23 protein-coding genes are annotated in these 25,591 nt (G+C 69.1%); 11 read left to right on the top strand and 12 right to left on the bottom strand.

The genetic code is table 11. The annotated features are described in order from the left end of the window. Positions 1–37 precede the first annotated feature (37 nt). The gene (locus CXY82_RS06590) at positions 38–724 is read left to right on the top strand and encodes a response regulator transcription factor (protein WP_255408575.1); all 687 of its coding nucleotides are present in this window, start codon (positions 38–40) and stop codon (positions 722–724) included. 324 nt (positions 725–1,048) lie between these two features. Here the strand turns inward: CXY82_RS06590 and CXY82_RS06595 are convergent, their stop codons facing one another. The 3 genes from CXY82_RS06595 to CXY82_RS06605 form a co-directional block, all read right to left on the bottom strand. Further along, positions 1,049–1,384, bottom strand: coding sequence for a thiamine-binding protein (locus tag CXY82_RS06595; RefSeq protein WP_104170215.1), 336 nt, complete (start codon positions 1,382–1,384; stop codon positions 1,049–1,051). Between the two features lie 4 nt (positions 1,385–1,388). Continuing rightward, positions 1,389–2,627 (bottom strand): glycosyltransferase 87 family protein, encoded by a 1,239-nt coding sequence (locus CXY82_RS06600; RefSeq protein WP_158252137.1) that lies wholly within the window; start codon positions 2,625–2,627, stop codon positions 1,389–1,391. A 71-nt stretch (positions 2,628–2,698) separates the two neighbouring features. Beyond that, positions 2,699–3,559 (bottom strand): ADP/ATP-dependent (S)-NAD(P)H-hydrate dehydratase, encoded by an 861-nt coding sequence (locus CXY82_RS06605; protein ID WP_104170241.1) that lies wholly within the window; start codon positions 3,557–3,559, stop codon positions 2,699–2,701. A gap of 74 nt (positions 3,560–3,633) precedes the next feature. Between CXY82_RS06605 and CXY82_RS06610 the strand changes: the two genes are divergently transcribed. After that, positions 3,634–4,725, top strand: a complete 1,092-nt coding sequence (locus tag CXY82_RS06610) for an NADH:flavin oxidoreductase/NADH oxidase (RefSeq protein WP_104170242.1) — start codon at positions 3,634–3,636, stop codon at positions 4,723–4,725. Positions 4,726–4,731: 6 nt separating this feature from the next. On the opposite strand, the gene CXY82_RS06615 is transcribed toward CXY82_RS06610, so the two are convergent. The 3 genes from CXY82_RS06615 to CXY82_RS06625 all read right to left on the bottom strand — a co-directional run bounded on the left by CXY82_RS06615 (position 4,732) and on the right by CXY82_RS06625 (position 8,847). Then, positions 4,732–5,793: a hemolysin family protein gene (locus CXY82_RS06615; RefSeq protein ID WP_104170217.1), complete on the bottom strand. Its 1,062-nt coding sequence runs from the start codon at positions 5,791–5,793 to the stop codon at positions 4,732–4,734. Continuing rightward, positions 5,786–7,228 (bottom strand): hemolysin family protein, encoded by a 1,443-nt coding sequence (locus CXY82_RS06620; RefSeq protein WP_104170218.1) that lies wholly within the window; start codon positions 7,226–7,228, stop codon positions 5,786–5,788. The genes CXY82_RS06615 and CXY82_RS06620 overlap by 8 nt, the downstream gene beginning before the upstream one ends. Positions 7,229–7,407: 179 nt before the next feature. Beyond that, complete coding sequence (locus CXY82_RS06625) at positions 7,408–8,847, bottom strand: GuaB1 family IMP dehydrogenase-related protein (protein ID WP_104170219.1); 1,440 nt, start codon at positions 8,845–8,847, stop codon at positions 7,408–7,410. Between the two features lie 132 nt (positions 8,848–8,979). Here CXY82_RS06625 and CXY82_RS06630 point away from each other — a divergent pair, with 132 nt between their 5' ends. Beyond that, on the top strand, positions 8,980–12,792 hold the full coding sequence (locus CXY82_RS06630) for a multifunctional oxoglutarate decarboxylase/oxoglutarate dehydrogenase thiamine pyrophosphate-binding subunit/dihydrolipoyllysine-residue succinyltransferase subunit (RefSeq protein WP_104170220.1): 3,813 nt from the start codon (positions 8,980–8,982) through the stop codon (positions 12,790–12,792). Between the two features lie 445 nt (positions 12,793–13,237). Then, complete coding sequence (locus CXY82_RS06635) at positions 13,238–14,074, top strand: VOC family protein (RefSeq protein ID WP_104170221.1); 837 nt, start codon at positions 13,238–13,240, stop codon at positions 14,072–14,074. Here the strand turns inward: CXY82_RS06635 and CXY82_RS06640 are convergent. Then, a complete protein-coding gene (locus CXY82_RS06640; protein WP_104170222.1) occupies positions 14,071–14,313 on the bottom strand; it encodes a zf-HC2 domain-containing protein in 243 nt (80 codons plus the stop codon). The two genes, CXY82_RS06635 and CXY82_RS06640, sit on opposite strands and share 4 nt — an antisense overlap. Next, positions 14,310–14,915, bottom strand: coding sequence for a sigma-70 family RNA polymerase sigma factor (locus CXY82_RS06645; RefSeq protein ID WP_233193997.1), 606 nt, complete (start codon positions 14,913–14,915; stop codon positions 14,310–14,312). Before CXY82_RS06645 ends, CXY82_RS06640 begins: the two co-directional genes overlap by 4 nt. A gap of 110 nt (positions 14,916–15,025) precedes the next feature. Between CXY82_RS06645 and aroA the strand changes: the two genes are divergently transcribed. From aroA to bcp, 3 genes are all read left to right on the top strand, one after another. Continuing rightward, the gene (aroA, locus tag CXY82_RS06650) at positions 15,026–16,384 is read left to right on the top strand and encodes a 3-phosphoshikimate 1-carboxyvinyltransferase (protein WP_104170224.1); all 1,359 of its coding nucleotides are present in this window, start codon (positions 15,026–15,028) and stop codon (positions 16,382–16,384) included. Then, positions 16,381–17,430 carry a ribosome small subunit-dependent GTPase A gene (rsgA, locus tag CXY82_RS06655; RefSeq protein ID WP_104170225.1) on the top strand — a complete coding sequence of 350 codons (1,050 nt, stop codon included), beginning with the start codon at positions 16,381–16,383 and terminating at the stop codon, positions 17,428–17,430. Before aroA ends, rsgA begins: the two co-directional genes overlap by 4 nt. A gap of 175 nt (positions 17,431–17,605) precedes the next feature. Further along, the gene (gene bcp, locus CXY82_RS06660; RefSeq protein WP_104099853.1) at positions 17,606–18,085 is read left to right on the top strand and encodes a thioredoxin-dependent thiol peroxidase; all 480 of its coding nucleotides are present in this window, start codon (positions 17,606–17,608) and stop codon (positions 18,083–18,085) included. Positions 18,086–18,249: 164 nt separating this feature from the next. Here bcp and CXY82_RS06665 read toward each other — a convergent pair whose 3' ends face one another. Further along, positions 18,250–18,705 (bottom strand): hypothetical protein, encoded by a 456-nt coding sequence (locus CXY82_RS06665; RefSeq protein ID WP_233193992.1) that lies wholly within the window; start codon positions 18,703–18,705, stop codon positions 18,250–18,252. 183 nt (positions 18,706–18,888) lie between these two features. Here CXY82_RS06665 and CXY82_RS06670 point away from each other — a divergent pair, with 183 nt between their 5' ends. Continuing rightward, on the top strand, positions 18,889–19,137 hold the full coding sequence (locus CXY82_RS06670) for a WhiB family transcriptional regulator (protein WP_035837005.1): 249 nt from the start codon (positions 18,889–18,891) through the stop codon (positions 19,135–19,137). Between the two features lie 177 nt (positions 19,138–19,314). On the opposite strand, the gene CXY82_RS06675 is transcribed toward CXY82_RS06670, so the two are convergent. Further along, a complete protein-coding gene (locus tag CXY82_RS06675; protein ID WP_104099852.1) occupies positions 19,315–20,808 on the bottom strand; it encodes a sensor histidine kinase in 1,494 nt (497 codons plus the stop codon). A 76-nt stretch (positions 20,809–20,884) separates the two neighbouring features. Between CXY82_RS06675 and CXY82_RS06680 the strand changes: the two genes are divergently transcribed. Beyond that, entirely contained in the window at positions 20,885–21,349 is a 465-nt protein-coding gene (locus CXY82_RS06680) for a hypothetical protein (RefSeq protein WP_104170226.1), read from the top strand. Continuing rightward, positions 21,349–23,055 (top strand): DUF5671 domain-containing protein, encoded by a 1,707-nt coding sequence (locus CXY82_RS06685; RefSeq protein ID WP_233199234.1) that lies wholly within the window; start codon positions 21,349–21,351, stop codon positions 23,053–23,055. Before CXY82_RS06680 ends, CXY82_RS06685 begins: the two co-directional genes overlap by 1 nt. An 87-nt stretch (positions 23,056–23,142) precedes the next feature. On the opposite strand, the gene CXY82_RS06690 is transcribed toward CXY82_RS06685, so the two are convergent. Together CXY82_RS06690 and CXY82_RS06695 are read right to left on the bottom strand one after the other, a co-directional pair. After that, positions 23,143–24,399 (bottom strand): regulator, encoded by a 1,257-nt coding sequence (locus CXY82_RS06690; RefSeq protein ID WP_199180894.1) that lies wholly within the window; start codon positions 24,397–24,399, stop codon positions 23,143–23,145. Positions 24,400–24,401: 2 nt separating this feature from the next. Beyond that, complete coding sequence (locus CXY82_RS06695; protein ID WP_104170227.1) at positions 24,402–25,034, bottom strand: hypothetical protein; 633 nt, start codon at positions 25,032–25,034, stop codon at positions 24,402–24,404. Positions 25,035–25,245: 211 nt separating this feature from the next. Between CXY82_RS06695 and CXY82_RS06700 the strand changes: the two genes are divergently transcribed. Further along, a complete protein-coding gene (locus tag CXY82_RS06700) occupies positions 25,246–25,578 on the top strand; it encodes a helix-turn-helix domain-containing protein (RefSeq protein WP_104170228.1) in 333 nt (110 codons plus the stop codon). Positions 25,579–25,591 lie beyond the last annotated feature (13 nt).

Genomic DNA, 25,591 nt, shown 5'->3' on the forward strand with positions numbered 1-25,591 from the left:
GCTTCTCATTCGGGGCCAGAAGCACAAGGAGACAGAAGTGACGAACACAACCACGTTGAGCACTGAGGCGCCGAGCAAGGACAACCCCATCCGGTTGGCCCTCGTCGACGACCACCGCATGCTGTTGGGGGCCCTCACCGAGTGGATCCGGGGGGCCGCGGACGACATCAACATGGTCGCCGCCGTCACCACCTGGCCCGAGCTGCTCACCCACCCCGAATTTCCCGTCGACGTCGTGCTCCTCGACCTCGACCTCAAAGACAACATCCCGGTCTCACTGAAGATCTCGACGCTCAAGACGGCCGGCGTGAAGACGGTGTTGATGAGCACCTACTCCGAGGCCGGGCTCGTGCGCGAGGCGCTGGCTGCCGGTGCGCTTGGCTACCTGGTCAAGAGCGAAGAGGCAACGATGATCGTCGAGGCGATCCGCTCCGCCTATGACGGCGACTCCTTCATTTCGGCCGAACTGGACGAGGCCCTCAACAACGGCGCGAACGGCGGTTCTCCCCGCCTCAGCGCGCAGGAGCGCCGGGTGATGGCCCTCTACGGCGCGGGCGAGCCGGTCAAGGCCGTCGCGCACCAGCTCGGCATCTCCGAGGAGACCGCCAAGAGTTACCTCAAGCGCATCCGGGAGAAGTACCGCCTCGCGGGCTTCGACGTGGGAACCAAGGTCGCCCTGCGCAAGCGCGCCATCCACGACGGCATCCTGCTCCAGGGCGACTGACTTCGGCGCTGCCGAAGGGCCCGGCTGCCGAACGGCCCGGCTGCCTCGCGCCGATCCAGACCGGGGCGACGTAGCCGAAGTCGCCCGCGATGGCGAGGCCGTGAGCAGGTATGGTTCCAGAGTACGGGGCCGGTGGCCCGAACGAATTCGACGGAGATATTGCTCTAAGCAGCGCGTATGGGCTCAAAAACGAGGGTTTGACCCAGAATCTCCGTCGAATTGGTTAGACGCCCGGCACGGCGTTCCGCCGGGGTCAAACAGCGCCCCGCGGTATGGTCGGCTCTGACTCCCGGAGAGCGATGCAACCAGATGGGATTCACCTGGCTACGCGGCCGGTGTGGCGGCCGCCGATGCTGCGGCCTCGGCCAGCACCGCCTCGAGGCGCTCGACCTTCCCGGTCAGCTCCCCGGTGCGGCGGCCCCGGATGTCGGCCTTGAGCACCAGGGACACCCGCGGCCCCCAGGCTCCGACGGCTTCAGTGGCGGCCTTGACCACCGCGAAGACCTCGTCCCAGTCGCCCTCGATGGTGGTGAACATCGAATCGGTGTGGTTGGGCAGCCCGGATGCGCGCACGATGCGCACGGCCGCGGCGACCGCGTCGTGCACCGACCCTTCGTCATCGTGGGAGCCGGACGGGGCGACGGAAAATGCAACCAGCATGGGGTTACTCCTTCTGATAGGGGGTGGGTGGGAACAGGATCTGCCACACGGCCCAGCCGAGCAGCACGACCTCCAGCGCGTTGCGCACGGTCAGCACCAGCACCAGAGCCGGGTCTGCCACAAGCAGGCGGTCGTAGAAGTGCGGGTAGACGAGTTGGGTCAGGGCCGCGATGACAAGCCCGAGCACGGCCGGGAGCCGCCAGGCACGCCCCCGCACCAGCAGCCCGAAAATGATGGGCGCGGCCAGCCAGGTCGTGAACTGCGGCGAGCCGACCTTGTTGACGACGATCAGGGTCAGCACCAGGGCCAGCGCCAGCGGCGGGAACAGGCCGGCCGGTTCGGCGCCTGCACGCATCCGCTGGCAGGCCAGGAGCACCACGGCCAGCCCGCAGAGGGCGAGCAGGGGGGTCATCGCCACGATGGCGACGTTCGTGCCGGTGCCGATGATCTGGAAGGTGAGGATCTGCCGGTCGTAGTAGAGGTAACTGCCCGGCAGACCCAGCGCGGCCGGCCACATCCAGAGGCCGGCGACCGGGGACTCGATCTGGATGCCGCGGTTCGTCTGCTCGCCGACGAAGCTGAGCACGTTCGGCCCGCTGCCGAGCCCGAGCGCCACCAGCACGATGCCCAGGCTCGTCCCGGCCGCGGCGACGAGCACCCGCCAGCGGTCCTTCGAGACGACGAATAGCGCGATCACCAGGGCCACCGGCCAGATCTTCACCCAGGTGACCAGAGTCAGCAGCACGGTGCCCCAGACCGGCCGGGCGCCGACGAACAGCAGTGCGGCGATCGCCAGCGGCACGGTGACCGCATCGATCCGGGCGAGGGCGACGGGCCCGAGCAGCAGCAGGAAACCCAGCCACCAGGCCGCCGCGGCCAGGGCACGCCGGTTGCGGCCCCGCCCGAGCAGCAGCGCGAAGGTCCCGGCGTTCAGCAGGGTCACGAGCCCGAGCCAGCCGGCGGCGTAGAGGTCGGGGCCGAACGCGAGCGGCGCCAGGATGGGCAGGAGGGCCAGCAGCGGGTAGACGAAGCCGGTGGTGATGCCCACGACGTCGGCACCGGATGCCGCGTCGGTCGCCCAGCCGAGGTAGACGACCTCCACATCGCCCAGCGGCCAGCCGGGGGACGCGAAACAGAGCCACCAGAGCACGCCGTGCACCAGTGCGAAGCCGGCCCAGAGCAGCGTTCGCGATGTCGGCACGCCGGCTCCGGCGGCCAGGTGTTCTGCGACGGATTGGGGCACGCTCCACCTTCGCACACCCCCACGGCTCCGCCGCCGCACCGGGACAGTCAGCGCGGGGCCCAGCGCGGCGGTCAACGCGAGCCGAGCAGGTCCGCGATCGTGGCCGGCACCGCGCCGGCGATGTCGAGCGCGGTGATCGGACCTCCGTTGGACGCCCGGGCCGCTGCCCGGGCGTGCACCAGGGCGGCCGTCGCCGCGAGATGGGCCGGCGCGGCGGCATCCGTCTGGATCGCCCGTGAATGCGTGGCCAGGAGGGCGCCGAGGATGCCGCCGAGCACGTCCCCGGATCCGGCCGTCGCCAGCCAGGAGGGCGCCTTCGACACCGTCAGCCGGGTGCCGTCGGGCGCCGCGATCCAGGTGACGCTTCCCTTGAGCAGCACCGTGACGCCGAGGCCGGACGCGGCGCGCACGGCCCACTCTCCCGGCGCAGCGGCCACCTCGGAGCCGGCCACCGACTCGCCCTGCGGGGAGAGCAGGCGGGTAAGCAGCCGGGCGAGTTCGCGGTAGTGCGGGGTGATCACGACGGGCCCGGTCGCCCGGCCGACCAGGTCGAGGGCCCCGGCGTCGCACACCGTGGGCAGCCCCTCGGCCAGGGCACCGAGCAGCGCGGCCTCGGTCACCCGGTCGCGCGCGGCGGCGTCCTGGCCCGAGCCGAGCAGCCAGGCCTGCACCTGCCCGGGGGCGGTGACGGCCTCCGGGCGGCGCTGCAGCACCAGGTCGGACGCCCGTCTCGGGCCGAGGTAGCGCACCATCCCGACCCCGGTGCGGAGGGCCGCCTCGACTCCGAGCACCGCGGCCCCGGGGTACTCGTCGGAGCCCGTGCGCACGCCCAGCACGCCGCGGCGGTACTTGTCGTCGTCCGCCCGGGGAACCGCGATCCGCTCGCGCGCCCGTGAGTCGTCCCATTCCAGCCATCCCCGTGGTTCGCTCATGCACTCACGATAGGTTGTTTTGAGTGCGTCGGGCCGGCCGCTTCGCCCGCCCACTCGACCCTTGGGGGAAATCCGTGGCTGTTGCCGCCCTGTTCGAACCGTTCACCGTGCGCGGCGTCACCCTGCGCAACCGCATCTGGGCGGCGCCGATGTGCCAATACGCGGTGCAGGAGAAAGACGGCGTCCCGCGGGACTGGCACCTCGTTCACTTGGGCGCGCTGGCCGCGGGCGGCGCCGGCCTGATCCTGGTCGAGGCAACCGCGATCAGCCCGGAGGGCCGCATCTCCTACGCCGACACCGGCCTCTGGAACGCGGAACAGACCGCCGCCTGGGCACCGATCGTGGCCTTCCTTCATGCGCAGGGCGCGAAGGCCGGCATCCAGCTTTCCCACGCGGGGCGCAAGGCTTCTGTCTGGCCGGCCTGGGGCGGAGACCGGCACGGCACCATGGCGACGGATGACGGCGGCTGGCCGACCGTGTCGGCCTCGGCCGTGCCATTCCCCGGCTACGCAGCGCCCGTGGCCCTGGATGCCGCGGGCATCCTGGGAATCGTTGACGGGTTCGCGTCCGCCGCGCTCCGGGCGGTGGAGGCCGGGTTCGACGTCGTGGAGCTGCACGCGGCGCACGGCTACCTGCTGCACCAGTTCCTGTCCCCGCTGAGCAACCGGCGCACCGACGGGTTCGGCGGCGGGCTGCCGAACCGGGCCCGCCTGCTGCTTCAGGTCGTGGCCGCCGTGCGCGCGGCCATCGGCGAGGAGCGCGCCCTGTTCGTGCGGTTCTCCGCCACCGATTACACCCCGGGCGGCTGGACCGAAGACGAGACGGCCGAGGTCGCCGGCTGGGCCGCGGCCGCCGGCGCCGACTTCTTCGACATCTCCTCCGGCGGCAACGTGACCGGGGTGCGCATCCCGCTGGGTCCCGGCTACCAGGTGCCGCTCGCCGAGCACGTGAAAACGGAGGCGGACGTGCGGGTCAGCGCCGTCGGGCTGATCACCACCGCGCACCAGGCCGAGCAGATCGTGGCATCCGGTCGGGCCGACGCGGTCCTTCTGGGCCGCGAACTCCTGCGCGACCCGCACTTCCCGCTGCGGGCCGCCCACGAGCTCGGCGCCGGCGTGGACTACTGGCCGCCGCAGTACCTGCGCGCCCGGTGGCCGGCCTCCTGAGAACGGCTACAGGCGCCGGGTCGCGTCCTGCACTTCGCCGACCAGCTCTTCGATGATGTCCTCGAGGAACAGCACCCCCACGGTCTCACCGGTCGCGGTGAACGAGCGCGCCAGGTGCGCGCCCGAACGCCGCATGGTGGCCAGGGCATCTTCGAGGTCGGTGTCCTCGAAGATCGACGCCAGCAAACGGATGCGCTTGCCCGGGATCGGCTCCGCGTAGCTGCCCTGCCCGACCGAGGTGGCCGTGTCGCCGTCGAGGTCGATGACGTCCTTCAGGTGAACGTACCCGGTCGGTTCACCGGACTCGTTCACCAGCACATAGCGGGAGAAACCGTGTCTGGTGACGGCCTTCTCCACGTCTGCGGGGGTGGCCGCCTCGGGCAGGCTGATCAGGCCATCGAGGTTCACCGCGACGTCCCGCACCTTGCGGGTGGTGAACTCGAACGTGGCGCTGAGTGCCCCGGTGCCGTCCCGCAGCACGCCCTCCCGGGTCGACTGGGAGACGATGGTCGCCACCTCGTCCAACGTGTAGGTGCTGGTGGCCTCCTCCTTGGGCTGGACCCCGAACATTCGCACCACCAGGTTGGCGGTGGCGTTGAGCGTCACGATCACGGGCTTGACCAGGCGGCCGAAGAAGACGAGCGGCGGGGCGAGCACGAGCACGGCCCGGTCGGGGATGGAGAACGACAGGTTCTTCGGCACCATCTCACCGAACACGACGTGCAGGTAGGAGACCAGCAGCAGCGTGATCACGAAGGCGATCACGCCGATGGCCTCCTCCGGTAGCGGGGTCAGGCCCAGCGGGATCTCGAGCAGGTGGTGGATCGCCGGCTCCGAGACGTTCAGGATGAGCAGCGAGCAGACCGTGATGCCCAGCTGGGTGGTCGCCAACATGAGGGTGGCGTGTTCCATCGCCCACAGCGCTGTGATTGCGCGCTTCTTGCCGGCCTCGGCGAGAGGTTCGATCTGGGACCGGCGCGCGGAGATAACCGCGAATTCCGCGGCGACGAAGAAGGCGTTGGCCGCGAGCAGCACGACCAGCCAGACCAGCCCCGCCCAGTCACTCATGGTCACTCACCGTGCGCTCCATACCGTTCTTCTTGCGGTCACCCTTTTTGTCCAACTTTTTTTCGGATTTCTTGTCGGTCCTGGTACCGCGGTCGCCCCGGGCAGGCTCGCCGCCCTCCTCGGGCTCGACGGGCTCGCCGGGCTCGCCGCAGGGTGTGAAGCGGAGCCGGTCGATCCGTCGGCCGTCGAGGCGTTCCACGGACAGCACGCCGCCGGCCAGCTGCACGACGTCGCCGACCACGGGCAGGCGACCCAATTCGCTCATCACGAACCCACCCACGGTTTCGTAGGGGCCGTCCTCCGAGATCACGATGCCCGTGCGGTCGAGCAGCTCGTCCGGGCGGAGCATGCCGGGGAATGTCAGAGAGTCGGTAGACAACACCACACCGGCGCGGGTGCGGTCGTGCTCGTCGGCAACCTCTCCGACGAGTTCCTCGACCAGGTCCTCGAGCGTGGCCACTCCGGCCGTGCCGCCGTATTCGTCGACGACGATGGCCATCTGGTAACCGCGGCCGCGCAGCTCGACCAGTAGTCCGTCGAGTTTCATGGTCTCGGGCACCCGGATGGCCTCGGACTGCAGGGCCGATACCGGGACATCCGCCCGGCGACGTCGGGGAACGGCCACGGCCTGCTTCACGTGCACGATCCCGACGATGTCGTCGACGCCCTCGTCGACGACGGGGAAGCGGGAATACCCGGTTTGGCGGGTGAGGTCGATGACGGCCTGGGCGGAGGCGGTGCGCTCGATGCTGGCCACCCGCGGGCGGGGCGTCATCACGTCCGAGGCGGTATGCCCGGAGAAGAGCAGCGTGCGGTGCAGGAGCGTGGCGGTGTCTTTCTCCAGCAGCCCGGCACTGGCCGAGCGCCGCACGAGGGAGGACAGCTCCTCCGCGGTGCGCGCCCCGGACAGCTCTTCCTTCGGCTCGATCCCGATCGACCGCAGCACACCGTTGGCGCTGCCGTTGAGCACGACGACGGCCGGTTTGAACACGGTCGTGAACAGTGTCTGGAACGGGATGACCAGCTTCGCGGTCTGCACGGGCAGGGCGAGGGCGAAATTCTTCGGCACCAGCTCGCCGATGATCATCGAGGCGAGTGTGGCGACGATGACCGCGGTCGTGACCGCGACGACCGGCACCACCGCCGGGGACAGCCCCAGGCCGATCAGCGACGGCGACAGCAGCATGGTCAGAGCCGGCTCCATGGTGTAACCGGTGAGCAGGGTGGTGAGGGTGATGCCCAGTTGGGCGCTGGAGAGGTGCGTCGAGGTGATCCTGAGTGCGGCGATGGTCAGGCCGAGTCGGGTCTCTCCTCGATCGCGGCGGGCCTCGAGCTCCGACCGGTCCAGGTTGACCAGGGCGAACTCGCTGGCGACGAACAGGCCGGTGCCGACGGTGAGGAGGAGCCCCGCGGCGAGCATGATCCACTCATACATGGCGGACCTCGACGACGGCGGCACCGAAGTTCATGACCGAGACGCCGTTCGGGTGACGGGAAGAATTTCCGGGCGAGAAACCGGGCGCATGCGCAGGAGGGGGGTCGTCCATTATTCCTCCCAGTCTACCGCCCGGCACCGAGGCCACGAGTCGGTCCCGGGTGTCAGGCCCCCCACCTCTACCAGGAGACGGGCAGGGCCTTGCCCTCCTCGTAGCCGGCCGCCGACTGGATCCCGACCAGCGAACGGGTGTGGAACTCCGCGACCGAGGTCGCGCCTGCATAAGTGAACGAGCTGCGCACGCCGGAGGTGATCATGTCCAGCAGGTCCTCGACGGACGGCCGTAGCGGGTCCAGGTAGATCTTCGAGCTGGAGATCCCCTCGGCAAAAAGCGTCTTGCGGGCCAGCTCGTAGGCGTCGAGGCGGTCGAACCGCTGGCGCACAGCCCTGGTGGAGGCCATCCCCCAGCTCTCCTTGTAAATGCCGCCGGCGGCGTCCCGGTCGAGCAGGCCGGGTGCCTCGATCGTGCCGGCGAACCAGGATCCGATCATGACGGATGCCGCGCCGGCGGCGAGCGCGAGCGCCACGTCGCGCGGGTAGCGCACCCCGCCGTCGGCCCAGACGTGCGCTCCGAGTTCCCGGGCGGCGGCGGCGGTCTCGAGCACGGCCGAGAACTGGGGGCGGCCGACCGCCGTCATCATGCGCGTGGTGCACATGGCGCCGGGGCCGACGCCGACCTTCACGATGGTGGCGCCGGCGCCGACGAGGTCACCCACGGCATCCGCGGTCACGACGTTGCCGGCCACGATGGGGATGCCGAGGCCCAGGTCGGCGACGATCTCGATCGCCCGCGCCATGCCGCCCTGGTGGCCGTGCGCGGTGTCGATCACGAGAACGTCGACCCCCGCGGCGACGAGCGCCCGGGCCTTGGCCGCGATGTCGCCGTTGATGCCGACCGCCGCGGCCACGCGCAGTCGGCCCTGCGCGTCCAGCGCGGGCTGATACAGGGTGGAGCGAAGCGCGCTCTTGCGGCTGAGGGTGCCGATCACCCGGCCGTGGTGCTGCACGGTGGCGAAGTCGAGCTCGGCCGCGGTCATCACGTCGAACGCGCGGCGCGGGCCTTCGATATCGTCGGCGTCGAGGGAGGTCATCGTGCCGTGCAGGAGGTCTCCGAGGAGCGCGTCGGGCAGCGCCGTCGCCAGCCGGAACGCGTCGATGGCACCCAGGTAGTCGCCGTTCTGGTCGTTGATGACCAATCCCTGGCCGGCCACAGCCGGCACCTGCCGCAGGGCGAGCGCCACGGTGTCCCCCGGGGCGAAGTTGAAGGGGGTGTCGAAGCGGGTGGATTGGGCCTTGACCCAGCGGATCGCGGCGTCGAGATCCTGCAGGTGCATGTCCTGCGGCAGCACGCCGAGCCCGCCGCGGCGAGCGAGCGCGGCCGCCAGGCGCGGCCCGGTGACCGAGTTCATGTTCGCCGAGACGATGGGGATGGTGGCGCCGCTGCCGTCGCCCGGGGCGAGGGAGACATCGAGACGGCTGCTCACATCCGATTGACTCGGCACAAGGAAGACGTCGGAATACGTGAGGTCGTGGCTGGGTACCGCTCCATAGAACTGCATGGAAATAACGCTAGCGCCCCGCGCGGATGCCCGCAGCCAGGCCCGAGGGGATTAGGCTGGACGGGCAGACCGCGCCGGGCGTGCACGACCGCTCGGGACATTCAAAATCAACGTAGAGAGTGGGAACCGGCTGTGTCAAGCCAGTTGACCGGTAGTGGGTCCGACGAGACGACGTCGGGTGAATTCGGAGCGAACGAGTGGCTCGTCGACGAACTGTACGATCGGTACCTTGTCGACAAGAAGCTGGTGGACGAGTCCTGGTGGCCCGTCCTCGAGAGCTACCACCGGACCGCGAACGGCCGCAGCGACGGTTCAGAGGCTCCCGCGAGCAGCGCACCCGCAGGCGACGCGCCCGCCGTGATCGCTCCCGACGTGACCACACCCGCGGCAAGCGCCCCCGCAACCCCGGCCGCCTCAGCGGCGGAGCCGGCCCCGATCACGGCGCCCATCCCCGTCGTCGGCGGGCAGCGCACCGCGCGCACGACGTCCAGCGCGCCCAAGCGGGTCCCCGTGCCGGCCGACATTCCGATCACGAACTCGCAGCCGACCGCCGCCGAGGCCACCGAGGTCGACGTCGTCACCCCGCTCCGCGGCATGTCCAAGAGCCTCGCGGCGAACATGGCGACCAGCCTGACCGTGCCCACAGCCACCAGCGTGCGCACCATCCCGGCGAAGCTCCTCATCGACAACCGCATCGTGATGAACAACCACATGAAGCGCTCGCGCGGCGGCAAGGTGTCGTTCACGCACCTGATCGGTTGGGCGCTGATCCAGGCGCTGAAGATGTTCCCCAGCCAGAACGTCTACTACAACGAGATCGACGGCAAGCCCTCGGTCATCGCCCCCGCGCACGTCGGCCTCGGCATCGCGATCGACCTGCCCAAGCCCGATGGCACCCGCTCCCTGATGGTCCCGGCCATCAAGCGCGCGGACACGATGACCTTCGGTGAGTACCTCTCCTCCTACGAAGACCTCGTCACCCGGGCTCGCAAGGGCAAGCTGACGGCGGATGACTTCTCCGGCGCCACGGTCTCCCTCACCAACCCCGGCGGCATCGGCACGGTGCACTCCGTGCCGCGCCTGATGAAGGGCCAGGGCTGCATCATCGGCGCCGGCGCCCTCGACTACCCGGCCGAGTTCCAGGGTTCCAGCGGCAAGACCCTGACCGGCCTCGCCATCTCCAAGACCATCACGCTGACCAGCACCTACGACCACCGGGTCATCCAGGGTGCCGGCTCGGGCGAATTCCTCAAGATCGTGCACGAGCTCCTGATCGGGCAGCACAACTTCTACGAGGACATCTTCTCGGCCCTGCGCATCCCATACGACCCGATCCACTGGGCGCCCGACATCAGCGTCGACCTGGCCAGCGCCGTCGACAAGACCGCCCGCGTGCAGGAGCTCATCAACGCGTTCCGCGTGCGCGGCCACCTGATGGCCGACATCGACCCGCTCGAATACACGCAGCGCTCCCACCCCGACCTGGAAATCTCGAACCACGGGCTGACCTTCTGGGATCTGGACCGCGAGTTCGTCACCGGCGGGTTCGGCAGCAAACGCCTGATGCTCCTGCGCGACATCCTCGGCGTGCTGCGCGACTCCTACTGCCGCACGACCGGCATCGAGTACATGCACATCCAGGACCCTGCCCAGCGCAAGTGGATGCAGGAAAAGATGGAGAAGAGCTACGTCAAGCCCACGCATGACGAGCAGATGCGCATCCTCGGCAAGCTCAACGAGGCGGAGGCCTTCGAGACCTTCCTGCAGACCAAGTACGTCGGCCAGAAGCGGTTCAGCCTCGAGGGCGGCGAGTCCACCATCGCGCTGCTCGACTCGATCCTGCAGGGTGCCGCGGATGCCGGCCTCGACGAGGTCTGCATCGGCATGGCCCACCGCGGGCGCCTGAACGTGCTCACCAACATCGCGGGCAAAACCTACGGTCAGATCTTCCGCGAGTTCGAGGGCACGCAGGATCCCCGCACCGTGCAGGGCTCCGGCGACGTCAAGTACCACCTGGGCACCGAGGGCACCTTCCGTGCCACCAACGGCACGGAGATGCCGGTCTACCTGGCCGCGAACCCGTCCCACCTCGAGGCCGTCGACGGCGTCCTCGAGGGCATCGTGCGCGCCAAGCAGGACCGCAAGCCGATCGGCACCTTCTCCACCCTCCCCGTCCTCGTGCACGGCGACGCGGCCATGGCCGGCCAGGGCATCGTCCTGGAGACGCTCCAGATGTCCCAACTGCGCGGGTTCCGCACCGGCGGCACCATCCATCTGGTCGTCAACAACCAGGTCGGCTTCACCACACTGCCCGGTGACGGACGCACCTCGGTGTACTCGACGGATGTCGCCAAGACCATCCAGGCGCCCATCTTCCACGTCAACGGGGACGACCCCGAGGCCGTGGTGCGGGTCGCGGAGCTCGCCTTCGCGTACCGTCAGGAATTCAAGCGGGACGTCGTCATCGACCTCGTCTGCTACCGCCGCCGCGGGCACAACGAGGGCGACGACCCCTCGATGACCCAGCCGTTGATGTACAACCTGATCGAGGCCAAGCGCTCCGTCCGGAAGCTTTTCACCGAGGCTCTCGTCGGTCGCGGCGACATCACGCAGGAGGAATACGAGGCCTCGCACGCGGATTTCCAGGACCGCCTCGAGCGCGCGTTCATGGAGACGCACGCGGCGCAGTCCTCGTCGATCCCGATCGTCAGCGCGGCCGGTGCCGCGCCGCAGGGAATCGGTGCCGAGAAGCACGGTACCGACAAGCACGACGACGCGGTCGGGGAACCGTCCACCACCGGGGTGCCCGAAGCGGTCGTGCACCTGATCGGCGACGCCTTCCTGAACAAGCCCGCCGGCTTCACCGTGCACAATAAGCTGCAGCAGCTGATGCAGAAGCGCAACGACATGAGTCGCAACGGCAAAATCGACTGGAGCTTCGGCGAACTCCTCGCCCTCGGCTCCCTGCTGCTCGAGCGCACCCCGGTGCGCTTCGCCGGCCAGGATGCCCGCCGCGGCACGTTCGTGCAGCGTCACGCGGTGCTGCACGACCGCATCAACGGCCAGGAATGGCTGCCCTTGGCGAACCTCAGCGAAGACCAGGCCCGGTTCTGGATCTACGACTCGCTGCTCAGCGAATACGCGGCCATGGGCTTCGAGTACGGCTACTCGGTGGAACGCGCCGACGCCCTGGTGCTCTGGGAGGCGCAGTTCGGCGACTTCGCCAACGGTGCCCAGACGGTCATCGACGAGTTCGTCTCCTCCGCCGAGCAGAAGTGGGGCCAGCGGTCATCCGTTGTGCTGCTGCTGCCGCACGGCTACGAGGGCCAGGGGCCGGACCACTCGTCCGCCCGGATCGAGCGCTACCTGCAGCTGTGCGCGGAAGACAACATGACCGTCGCTCGCCCGTCGACGCCCGCGTCGTACTTCCACCTGCTGCGCCGTCAGGCCTACATGCGCCCGCGGCGCCCGCTGATCGTCTTCACTCCGAAGTCGATGCTGCGCCTGCGGGGCGCGACCAGCGAGGTGGCCGACTTCACCACCGGCCGGTTCGAACCGGTCATCGACGACGCCCGGATCACCGACAAGCCGCGCGTCAAGCGGGTGCTGTTCCTGGCTGGCAAGCTCTACTACGACCTGCTCGCCGAACTCGACAAGAACCCGAACCCGGAGATCGCGCTGGTTCGCCTGGAGCAGTTCTACCCGCTGCCCGCCGTCGAACTCAAGCAGGTCGCCGACCAGTACCCCGACGCTGAACTCGCCTGGGTGCAGGACGAGCCGGAGAACCAGGGTGCCTGGCCGTTCTTCTACCTCGAGACGAACAAGCTGGGCCCGCGCCCGGTGACCCTGTTCTCCCGGGCGGCGTCGGCGTCGCCGGCGGCGGGCTCGGCGAAGCGTCACGCGGTCGAGCAGGCCGAACTACTACGCCAGGCGCTTACCCTGTAACCTGCGCCGACCGGCAGAACCGTTCGACAGAATGGGCCGCACCGGACGCTACGGCCCAGTCCTCGACGGGTGAGTCCTGATCGACGGGCTGTGTCACCCCCGCAAGATCAGAGGCGACGACCGCGTAGCGCTGGTCATGACCCGGCGTCGAACCAATTCGACGGAGATTTTCTTCCAAAACAGCATTTCCGGATGTTTTGGGTCGGTTTTGGGCGGAATCTCCGTCGAATTCGTTCGGGACAGCGCTACTGCACGGCTTCGGACTCGAAAGACACGGCGGTCCACACTTCATCCAGCGTCACGGTCCCCTGATCGCCCGGCGTCGGCACCGGAAACAACCGTCTCGGAACCGCGAACCCCTATCGCCCCTCGGCTATTAGGACTCACTCATCTAGGCTGGCCGCACCGCCCGCCGACGCATCGGCCACCGACAAGGAGATCCGCCATGCCCGCACCGCACGCGAACCGAACCGGCCAGCCCTGCTGGGCCGACCTGATGACCTCCGACCTGCCGCGCGCCCGGGAGTTCTACACCCGGCTGTTCGGCTGGACGGCCAGCGATTCCGGTTCGGAGTACGGCAACTACGTCACCTTCCGGAAGGGCGACGCGGACGTCGCCGGCATGAGCTCACAGGAGCCGGGTTCCCAACTGCCCGACGCGTGGACCACCTACCTGTCGGTGACGGATGCCGACGCCGCCGTCGCCGTCGCCCGCGCAGCCGGCGCAGCCGTGCTGGCCGAGCCGATGACGGTGGGAACCATGGGCCGCATGGCCATCCTCATGGACCCGACGGGTGCGCCCTTCGGGGTGTGGCAGGCCGACGAGTTCACCGGCTTCGACGTCTTCGGCGAGGCGGGCTCACCGGTCTGGCACGAGCTGAATACCCGCTCCTATTCCGCCGCCCTCGATTTCTACACCGAGGTGTTCGGCTGGAAACCGGTCGTCCTGAGCGACACGGAGGACTTCCGCTACAGCACGATCGGGGCGGAGGGTGAGATGGTGACGGGCGTCTTCGACGCCGCGGAACACCTGCCCGACAGCGTGCCCTCGCACTGGCAGCTCTATCTCGGGGTGCCTGACGTGCACGCGGCCGTCACGACCGTGACAGAGCTCGGCGGCACGGTCGTCCGTGAGCCGTGGACGGCGGAGTTCGGCACCTTCGCGCTGGTCACCGACCCGACCGGGGCCCTGTTCGTGCTCGGCTCGGTCGACGAGCCGCTCCCCGAGGAGAAGAACATCGACGACGCCGGTGAGGAGGACGCCGACCTGCCGATCGGCTAGTGGGCGGACTGGATGGTGCGCAGCTTCAGCAACACCTGGTCGCGCAGGTCTTCGGGGGCCATTTCACGGCATGCGCGCTGCACGGCCTCGGTAAGGGTGCGCCCGACCAGGTGCTCGTCGCTGCAGTCGCTGCAGTGGGCGAGGTGCTCCTGAATGTCAGACGCGTCTTCGCCGCACAGTTCGTTGTGCAGGTATTCCTCGAGTTCGGCCTTGGCCTTCTCGCAGCCACAATCGGTCATGCTGGTGTGCTCCCGGTTCGAGTCTGGCCCGCCGCTGTTCCCAGGCCGCGCTCAAGGGCGTAACCGGCCAACAGGTCGCGCAGGAGGCGCCGGCCACGATGCAGGCGACTCATCACGGTGCCAATGGGTGTTTTCATGATTTCGGCGATCTCCTGGTAGGAGAACCCCTCCACGTCGGCGAAGTAGACAGCCAGCCGGAAGTCCTCCGGGATGGACTGCAACGCGTCCTTGACGGCGCTGTCCGGCAGGTGGTCGATGGCCTCGGCCTCCGCCGAACGATTCGCCATCGCCGTGCGGGACTCCGCGCCGCCGAGCTGCCAGTCCTCGAGATCGTCGATGGTGCCCTGGAACGGCTCACGCTGCTTCTTGCGGTACGTGTTGATGAAGGTGTTGGTCAGGATGCGGTACAGCCAGGCCTTGAGATTGGTGCCCTGCTCGAACTGTTTGAACGCAGCGAACGCTTTCACGAACGTTTCCTGAACCAGATCCTGGGCGTCGGAGGGGTTGCGCGTCATGCGCATGGCCGCGGCGTACAGCTGGTCGACAAAGGGCAGTGCCTGCTCTTCGAACAGGTCTCGCATTTCGATCGCATCGGTTGTCATCACGGACAATCCTAAGCCGTCGCGTGAAACGACCGCGGGTCGCTCCAGCACCATGGACAGCGTCACCCGGGCCTCCCTCTCTCTTTCATCACCGACTATTCTGATAACCGATGTTGATCTCGAGATATTCCAAGCCTGAGTTCGATCCCTACGGCGACACGTCGCCCGAGGTGACGGATGCCCGCTGGCCCGCTCCGACGGCCGCCGGCCCGCTCTCAGCGTCCGTGTCCCTGCCGGGGTCGAAGTCGCTGACCAACCGGGAGCTGGTGCTCAGCGCCCTCGCCGCGCATCCGTCGCTGTTGCGTGCCCCGCTGCACTCGCGGGACAGCGACTTGATGGTCGCGGCGCTGCGTCAACTGGGCACCGTCATCGAGGAGGTCCCCGGCGCCGGGGAGTTCGGTTCCGACCTGAGGATCACCCCCGGGGAGCTGCTCGGGTCGACGACCGTCGACTGCGGTCTCGCCGGCACCGTGATGCGTTTCCTGCCGCCGGTCGCGACGCTCGGCCTCGGGCCGACCACCTTCGACGGGGACGCCGGCGCACGCCGCCGCCCGATGGGCACCACCATCTCGTCCCTGCGGGCCCTCGGCGCCGACATCAACGACGACGGTCGCGGCGCCCTGCCCTTCACCGTGCACGGCACCGGCACGCTAGTCGGCGGGGAGATCACCATCGACGCGTCCACGTCGAGCCAGTTCGTCTCCGGCCTGCTGCTCGCCGCGCCGCGCTTCGGGCAGGGCCTGCACCTGCGCCATTCCGGCGAGCGCCTGCCCAGCCTGCCGCACATCGAGATGACCATCGCCACGCTGGCCCGGCGCGGCGTCACGGTGCACAGCCCGGCCGTCGGCGAGTGGATCGTGGCTCCCGGCCCGATCCAGGGCGCCGAGGTCGACATCGAACCCGATCTCTCGAACGCGGCGCCGTTCCTCGCCGCGGCCCTCGTGGCCGGGGGCAGCGTCACCATCTCCGGCTGGCCCGAGACCACCACCCAGGTCGGCGCCGACCTGGCCGACCTGCTGCCGCGCTTCGGCGCCGAGGTGTCTCGGGAGGGCGACCGGCTGACGGTCTCTGGGACCGGCCGCATCCGGGGCGTGGAGCTCGACCTGTCGACCGGCGGAGAGCTCGCGCCCACGCTCGTGGCCCTGGCCGCCCTGGCCGAGTCCCCGAGCACGATCACCGGGATCGGGCACATCCGCCACCACGAGACCGACCGGCTGGCGGCCCTCGTCGCGGAGATCAACGGGCTTGGCGGCGCCGTCACCGAGCTGCCCGACGGGTTGCAGATCGACCCGCGCCCGCTGCACGGCGGGCCGTGGAACACCTACGACGACCACCGGATGGCAACCGCGGGCGCGCTGATCGGGCTTCGCGTTCCCGGCCTGCTGATCGAAAACATCGGCACGACCTCGAAAACCCTCCCCCAGTTCACCGACCTCTGGTCGGCGCTCGTTTCCGGAGTCCCGTCGTGACGTGGTGGGCGAGTGCCGACGACGATGAGCCCGAGTTCGACGAGTCGAGCGTGCGTGTGCGCCCCAACCGCAAGGGCAGCAAGCCGCGCACCAAGACCCGCCCCGACCACGAGAACGCGCTGACCGGGCGCATCCTCTCGGTCGACCGAGGCCGGTACACCGTCATGCTCGACGAGAACCTGCCTGCCGAGCGCCGGGTGACCGCCGCCCGGGCGAGCGAACTGCGAAAGCAGGCCGTCGTCACCGGCGACCGCGTCGACATCGTCGGCGACACGACCGGAGCACCGGGCAGCCTGTCCCGAATCGTGCGGATCGTGCCGCGCACGACGCTGCTGCGCCGCAGCGCAGACGACACCGACGCCGTGGAGCGAGTGATCGTCGCCAACGCCGACCAGATGCTGATCGTGGTGGCCGTTGCCAACCCGGAGCCGCGCATCCGTCTCGTCGATCGCTACCTCGTCGCCGCCTACGACGCGGGCGTGAATCCCATTCTCTGCATCACCAAGACCGACCTGGCCGACCCCACCGCCTTCCTCCGCAACTTCGCCGGCCTCGACCTGCCCGTCTTCGAGAGCCGCGACGACGCCATGCCGCTGGCGGAGATCTCCGCCGCCCTGGTCGGCCACGACACGGTCTTCGTCGGTCACTCCGGCGTCGGCAAGTCCACCCTCGTCAACGCCCTGGTGCCGAGCGCCCACCGCGCCGTCGGAGTCGTCAACACGGTGACCGGCCGCGGCCGGCACACGTCTTCGTCGACCATCTCGCTGCGACTGCAAACGGATGCCGGCCGGGGCTGGGTCATCGACACCCCCGGCGTGCGCTCCTTCGGTCTCGGCCACATCAACACCGACAACATCCTCAAGGCCTTCACCGACCTGGCCCTGATCTCCCAAAAGTGTCCGCGCGGCTGCACCCACCTGCCGAACTCGCCCGACTGCGCGATCAATGAGGCCGTTAGCGCCGGCAAGCTCGGCGAGACCGGCAAGGTGCGCCTGGACTCGCTGCAGCGCCTGCTCGCCACCTTCGCCGCCGCCCCCACCCACTAGCCCCCTGTCACCCACCACCCCCGAGCCAGCAGCCCCTGCACTGAACGAATTCGACGGAGATTTTGCTCTAGAGAGCGTTGCAGGGCCAAAAAACGGGTGCTTGACCCCAAATCTCCGTCGAATTCGTCAGGGATGGGTGGAAAATGGGTACAGGCGGGACCAGTAGCGTGGGGGGATGACCGATTCCACGCGGCTCGCGACCGGCGACCAAGCCCCTCCGTTCACCCTGTCCGACCAGGACGGGAACGCCGTGTCGCTGGCCGATTTCGCCGGCTCGAAGGTCGTCGTGTACTTCTACCCGGCGGCGATGACGCCCGGCTGCACGAAGCAGGCCTGCGACTTCCGCGACAACCTCAGCTCACTGGCATCGGCCGGCTACCAGGTGCTCGGCGTGTCGAAGGATGCCCCGGTCAAGCTGAAGAAGTTCCAGGAGACCGAGCAGCTCACGTTCGCGCTCCTCAGCGACACCGACCTCGCGGTGCACACGGGCTACGGCGCCTGGGGCGAGAAGAACCTCTACGGCAAGACCGTCACGGGCGTGCTGCGTTCCACCGTCGTGATCGACGAGACCGGCATGGTCGAGCTAGCCCTCTACAACGTGAAGGCCACCGGCCATGTCGCGAGCCTGCGCAAGAAGCTCGGCCTGCCGGCCTGACCAAACGGATGCCGCCACGCGGCCGGCACAGTCCCTGCACGGTCCCTGCGCTGCCCCCACCGGCCGCAGGTGGCCCATACCGGGCCCGGAGCGCTCGAACGCACGTCTTGCCCACCCCGCCGCTGCCGCCGCCGGAGCGGCCCTGCTGCGCCGCTGCTGCGCCACTACTGCGGCAAGTCGTCCTCGGAGCGCGCCGACGTCGTTTCTGCGATTACGCGCCGCTGGAACAGCAGCACGAGGACCATGACCGACGGCAGAAGAAGCGCCCAGCCGAGGTCGGGCCGTGCGTAGAGCCCCTGGAAGGAGCCGATGGCGACGGCGATCTGCACCAGCTGCCAGGTGACGGCCGCGCCCCGGATCCAGGACCGGCGCCGCAGGGAGTTGACCGCGATGGCGGTCACCCAGGACGCGGCGATCAGCACGAGCACCAGGATGGCGAGGGCCGTGGCCAAGGAGGTCGGCGTCGCGATCAGCAACTCGAGAATAAGCCACGCGACCGCGACCCAGAGGAGGGCTGCCTCCGCGCAGAGGATCGCGGCGAGGAGCAGCACGGCCCGTGGCCGACGCACCCGGCCGGCCTGGTTCTCGTCGTCGCCGCTGTGGTCTGACCGTGCATTCACAGAGATATCCCATTCAAAACTATTGATTTGACTCCACCATTATGCGATCATTTTTGAGGCCCGGTTGACGCTCACAGGGACGTGAGTCGATCTGAACGAGTAGATCCATTACCCTTCCTGCAATCGGCAGCCTCTCATCTTCGGCCAATCGGCCAGGCATCCCTGCAATAAAGGAGCACCCCTATGGACTGGCGCGACAAAGCTGCCTGCCTCACCGCCGACCCGGAACTCTTCTTTCCGGTCGGTAATACTGGCCCCGCTGTGGACCAGATCGAGAAGGCCAAGTCGGTCTGCGCCCGTTGCAACGTCACCGAGGTGTGTCTGCAGTACGCCCTCGAAACCGGTCAAGACTCCGGCGTCTGGGGTGGACTGAGCGAAGACGAGCGTCGCGCGCTCAAGCGACGCGCGGCCCGGGCCCGGCGCGCGTCCTAACACGGCGCCCCCCGCACCACAGGATCACAGAGAAAGGCCCGGCTGAACAGCCGGGCCTTTCTTCGTTGCGCGCGACGCGCTCAGCACCCGAGGCGACACACTGAGGGGACACCCCGAGGCGACACCCCGCGGCGCCACCCCGAGGCGACACCCCGCGGCGCCACCCCGCGCCCGGCGCTACGCTTCGCGCATGTACCGCAGCGGGATCTCGATGGTCACTTCGGTGCCGCTGCCCATCATGGTGTGCCAGTCGATACTGCCGCTGAGCTCTCCCTGGATCAGGGTGCGCACAATCTGGGTTCCGAGTCCCGACCCGACCTTGCCCTCCGGCAGGCCCGTGCCGTTGTCCCGGACCCGCACGGTGAGAGTCTCCTCGTTACGCTCGGCCTCGATCGACACCTCCCCCTCGCGTCCGGCCAGCCCGTGCTCGACGGCGTTCGTCACGAGCTCTGTCAGCGCGAGGGCGAGCGGCGTCGCGTAGGCGCTGGGCAGGATACCGAAACTGCCGGACGACTTCGGATGCGCCGTCGTGTTGTGCGCGGACGCCACCTCCATGATCAGCAGCAACACCCGGTCGAACACCACGTCGAAGTCGACCTTCTGGCTGAGGCCCTCGGACAGTGTGTCGTGCACGACGGCGATGGCGGCCACGCGGCGCATCGCCTGGTTGAGCGCTTCCCTGGCCGTGTCGGAATGCGTGCGGCGCGCCTGGATCCGCAGGAGCGAGGCCACCGTCTGCAGGTTGTTCTTGACCCGGTGGTGAATCTCCCGGATGGTGGCATCCTTCGTGATCAGCTCACGTTCCTGGTGCCGCAGCTCGGTGACGTCCCGGCAGAGAACGATGGCTCCGATCCGTTCGCCCCGGTTGCGGATCGGGATGGCACGCAGCGAGACCGTCACGCCGCGGGCCTCCACGTCGGTGCGCCATGGCGCCCGGCCGGTGACCACGAGCGGCAGGGTCTCGTCGACAACCGCCGTTCCAGTGAGCAGGCTAGTGGTCACCTCGGCGAGGGACTCGCCCTCCAGCTCGTCGGCGAACCCCATCCGGTTGAAGGCGGAGAGGGCATTCGGGCTCGCGAACGTGGTCACGCCGTCGACGTCGAGACGGATGAGTCCGTCCGAGGCGCGCGGGGCGCCGCGCCTCGGGCCGGTGGGGGCGCCCAGATCGGGAAAATCGCCGGACGCGATCATGGCGAAGAGGTCATTGGCGCAGTCGTTGAAGGTCAGCTCCTGCCGGCTCGGCGTGCGCGCCTCACTCAGGTTGGTGTGCCGGGTGAGCACCGCCACCGGCGTGTCCGAGATCTGGGAACCCGTGGAACTGAGCCGCCGCCGCACCGGGATCGCGCGCACCCGGGTCGGGGTCTCCTCGTACCAGTCGGGGGCCGTGGTGTCGACGATCTTCGCCGTTTCGAAAGCCTCGGTGACCTGCTGTCGCCACTCGACCTTGATGCTCTGCCCGACGAAGTCACGATAGAAGAGGGTGGCGGCGCTCGACGGCCTGGCGTGGGCGACGGCCACGAAGCTCCCGGTGCTGCTGGGCACCCACACGACGATGTCCGCGAAGGCGAGATCGGCCAGGAGCTGGCCATCCGCGACAAGCATATGGAGCCAGTCCACATCCTCCGCACTGCTGCGGCCCTGGGCAAGTACGAGATTACTGAGCGTCGACACAGCAATAGCCTAGGTCCCCCGGACACGTGCCACCGCCGTCGTGGTGCCGTCGCGTAGTTTGGGCCATGCTGAACAGATGAGCACAGCAAATGGAAAGCCCGATCGGACCCTGGTTGCCCTACTGTCCGTGATCGGAGCGCTGGTGGTCATCGCCCTCATCGTCGTCTTCACCGGCGGCGAACCCGAACAGCTTGACGCCGACACCCCGGAAGGCCTCGTCCAGGACTATTCCGCGGCCGTCATCGACGGCGACGAGCAGGCCGCTGGCGCGTACCTCACCGAGGACGCGTTCGATGGCTGCGAGGACTTCGACCGGGGCCCCACCGACAACATGCGGGTCACTCTCGTGTCGACCACCGAGCGGGCCGAGTCGGCCGACGTGAAGGTGTCCATCGTCACCTCCTACGGCAGCGGCCCCTTCGGAGCCGACGAGTACGAGACCCAGGGCGTCTTCGACCTGGTGGCCGTCGACGGCACGTGGTTGATCGATGACGCCCCCTACGAACTCAACATCTGCCCGAATCCGAAAGCCGGTTCCTGATGGTCAGCGTGGTGCTGCTGGTTGCCGTCCTGGTGATCGGCGGCGGTATCGCCGGCATCGTGATCGCGGTGCGCAAATCGACGCCGTCCGGGGAGAGCGCGGCCCAGCCCACGGTACGCCGGGTGATCGTATACATTCTGCTCTTCGCCCTGGTCGTGATTGCCGCCATCGGAGTGAGCGGACTGCTCGGGCGCCTCCTCGACGCCGGCAACGCACTTGCCTCCAGCGACATCACCGGGCTCGCCCGCTCGCTCGCGTTCACCCTCATCGCCGGCCCGTTCGCGGCCGTACTCTGGTGGGTGCTGTGGCGCCGAATGGACGGCGCGGAACGATCATCCGTCGCCTGGGGGCTCTACCTGGCCGGCCTGTATACGGTCTCCCTTGTCACGTTCAGCACCGCCCTGCTGACCACGGCGGCCGTGCTCGTGCGCGGGGACTGGCAACCGCGCCTCTTCGCCACCGGAGTGGTCTGGGCCGGCGTGTGGGTCTGGCACCTGTGGATGTCCCGACACGAGGAGAAGAGCCCCACCCAGCTGGTCACCGTGGCCCCGATCCTCGGTTCCGTCTTCGGTCTCGTGATCGCGGTGGGCGGCGCCGTCACGGCCCTCAGCTCTCTTCTCGACGCCGCCATCGACGCCGCCGTCGACGCCGCACCGAGCCTCACCCCGGGCGAACCCTGGTGGGAGTTGACCCTCCAGGCGCTCATCTGGTTCGCCGGCGGGCTGGTCATCTGGTGGTGGCACTGGATCCGCAGCCAGGCCCGCGACCTGCGCGGCGGCCTCGCCGATCTAATGGTCGTGGCCGTCGGCGTGGCCGGGGCGGCCATCCTGACGCTGAGCGGGGTCGGAACCGTGCTGTTCCTGCTGCTCAGACTGGCCTTCGACCGCACCGACCCGGTCACCGACATCCTCGACCTTCTGGGTTTCGGCGTCTCGGTCGCCTTCATCGGCGCACTCGTCTGGAGCTACCACCGGGGCCTGACCCTGGCCCGGTCGGACACGACGAGGGTGGCGACGAAGCTTGTGACCTCCGGCGTGGGTCTCGTGGCCGCGGCCTCCGGGCTGGGCGTGGTCGTGAACGCGATCCTCGCCGCCACGACCACCCCGCTCGCCGGTTCAGGAACCCGAACCCTCCTGCTGGGCGGCATCAGCGCCCTCGTCGTCGGCGGCCCGGTGTGGTGGCTGGCCTGGCAGCCTACGACGCCGCTCTCCCCCGCGGAGGTCCGCTCCACGGGACGAAGGGTGTACCTGATCCTGGTGTTCGGCGTGAGCGCGGTCGTTGCCATCGTGACGCTTCTGGTGATCGGCTACCGGCTCTTCGAGTTCGCCCTCGGCGACTTCACCGGGGACAGCGTGATCGACCGGGTGCGGGCCTCGCTAGGGCTGCTGGTAGCCACCGGCCTCGCCGCTGGGTATCATTTCGCTGTCTGGCGACGAGACCGCTCGGTGAGTGCAGAGGCCCCGCAGCCGGCGCGCACCATCGGCCGCGTGCTCCTGGTAACGGACGCCGACCCGGAACCACTCAGCCTCGCAATCGGCGCAGCGACCGGAGGCGCGGCCGTCTTCGTGCTGAAGCGCGCCGACGGCGCCGGTAGCTCGGCAACGGCCGAGCATCTCGCCCAGGCCCTCACCGGCGTAACCGGAAAGCGGGTGCTGGTCGTCACGGGCCCCGGCGACCGGGTAGAGGTGATCCCGCTTCAGGAATGAGCGCCGGTGCGGCCTTCCGCACCGGGGTTGGCACAAGGGTCGAAGTCGACGCGGGGTTCGACGCGGGATTCGACGCCGACGGTGGGCTCAGGTGGCCACCGCTGGCCGGCGCCATCTCGATTCCCGGCGCCGTCGCCCCGTGGCGGGCGCGGGCACCGGCAGCAGCTCAGTGCGCACGAAGCGACGGATGCTGGTGCGCGCCGGGGACTTCGGCGCGGCATCCCGCAGCGTGCGCCCGGCGACGATGGCCGCATCCGTGGACACCTGGTCCTGCGGCACCAGGATCGGCGACTCGATGCCGCCGAACCGGCGGAGCGCCGACACGACCTGCCCGTTCGCATCCAGCCCGACCGCGCCCCGGCGCACCCGGTTCATGACCACGCTGACCTGATCGGTCGTGACCACCTCGGCCAGGTCCACCCAGGCGCGCAGGAACCGGGCCATCCCGACCGGGTCGGCGAGGCCGCAGGCGACGACGTGGTCAGCCAGTCCGAGGCCCGTCAGGGTGGCCGCGTTGCGGCGCGGGGCGAACAGGTCACTGGAGATCTCCTCGTCGCTCTCAAGGCTGAACCCGGTGTCGAGCACGACGTAGTCGACCCAGATACGGAGCGCGTTGATGGTGCGCGTCACCCGCTCGGTGGAGAGCTCAGGCCAGCGGGATGGCCGCCCGATGCCGGTGAGCACCCAGAAGGCTCCCTGCGGTGAGTTGTAGCGCTGCGCGATGCGCTCAAATTCGGACCGGGTGAAGCTGTCCGAGCCGGCCAGGCGGCACGCAGCGGCGAAGCCCGGCGCCTCGTCGAGCATCCCCAGGCTCGGCGCCACCGAACCGCTGTAGGTGTCGATGTCCGCCAGGGCGACGGTATGCCCGGCAGCGGCGATCTCCGCCGCGATGTTGATCGCCAGAGTGGTGCGCCCCGGGGCGCCGGCCGGCCCCCAGACGGCGATGACCGTGCCCTGCCGTTTTGTGCCGGGCAAGCCCGCCGGATCGCCGACCCGCAGCGGAATGGCGACCCCGGCGCCGATCAGCGCCTCAGTCTCGGCCCAATCGGCGGCGGCGTCGACCACGTCGAAGAGGCCGAGCCCGGCCGCATTGCGCCGGTCCTGGTCGTTGGCGGCGAGTGCGATCACCCGGGCGCCGTGGGCGTCGCAGGCGGTGATCAGCTCGGCCGTGAGCGTGCTGCGGCCGGCTCCAACGATCACCAACTCGGGCGCGCGCCTCCGCAGGGCGAGGATCACTTCGCCCGCAGTCGTCGAACGCGCCACGATCACATGGCCCTGCTCGATGATGTCGATCAGCAGACGGTCTTCGGTGTTCCGGTCGAGTGCCAGTGCGATGGTAGCCACGTTTACTTCTCCAGCGGTGCGTTGACGGGCACGACCGCGATGGCGTCGCGGTTCGCGATGGACTCCAGCACCGCCGCGACGGCTCCCTTCGGCACCAGGATCTCAAGTGTTCGGATGCCGCCGCCCGCCACGAGCCCCGTGGGCTCGACCAGACGCACGACCGCGGCCTGGTCGACGAGCACCGTCGGCGGCCCGAACGTGTTCGGGACCGTTTTGCGGGCGGACCAGACGTCGACCACGGAGCCGGGACCGATGTTCGAGGCCAGGGCGCTGGTCAGCTCAACGACCACGCTCGTGACCTCGGTGCCGGCGGTGCGCCCGACCGCGGACGCAGGCACGAGTTCCCCGGCGGCGATCGTGCGGGTGACGACCAGCCCGTCATCCGGCAGCCCGTCGGGGGTCACGTACAGGTCTCCCGTTACACCAAGCCGCACCTGCGTGGCCACGAGGTCGGATGCCTCCACTCGGTCCCCGACGGCGAGCGCCGAGCGCGCGGTGAACACCGCCGTGGACCGGTCGGCGGCGGAGACGATCAGATAGACGCCTCCGACGGCGGCGACCACGAGCGCCAGCCCGATCGCGAATCGCGGATCGAACCAGAATTTCGGTCGTGCGTTCCTGGCGGTCTTGCTCACGGGCGCCTGCCTCCCCAATACTGACTCAATTGGTGCTGACTCGATGGAGCCGAATCGATGGTGCCGACTCAATAGTTTCGACTCGAAACTCCGTTTGACCCGGGAATCCGCCTCGACGTCCATCGTGGTCGTCTTCGCCCCCACGCGGGAAAGTTATCCACAGCCTCACTCCGCCCCGATTAGGGCCCGCCCGCCGACGGATAATCGATCCATGAACGATTCCGGGGCTGCTTCCAGTGTGGGCCGATTCCTCACCCTGGCCGACACCGCGGAGATCCTCTCGTTGACGGTGGCCGAGGTGCTGGAGCTGGTGCGCACCGGTGAGCTGCCGGCCATCCGGCTCGGCACCCAGAGCACCCCGGCGGGCGGCGCAGGCACGATCGGGGCCGGCAGCGCGGGCGTGTGGCGGGTCGAACGGGTCGTGCTCGAGTCTTTCATCGAGGCCAAGTACGAAGAGGCCCGGCGCATGTCGCTGTGGCAGCAGTCCGACTTCGGGAACATCCCCGAGCTTTCCGGCGGCACGATCATCCGTCCCGACGACTGACCCGGCTAGATTG

It is taken from the genome of Cryobacterium sp. M23 (assembly GCF_002929655.1).
GTDB lineage: Bacteria > Actinomycetota > Actinomycetes > Actinomycetales > Microbacteriaceae > Cryobacterium > Cryobacterium sandaracinum.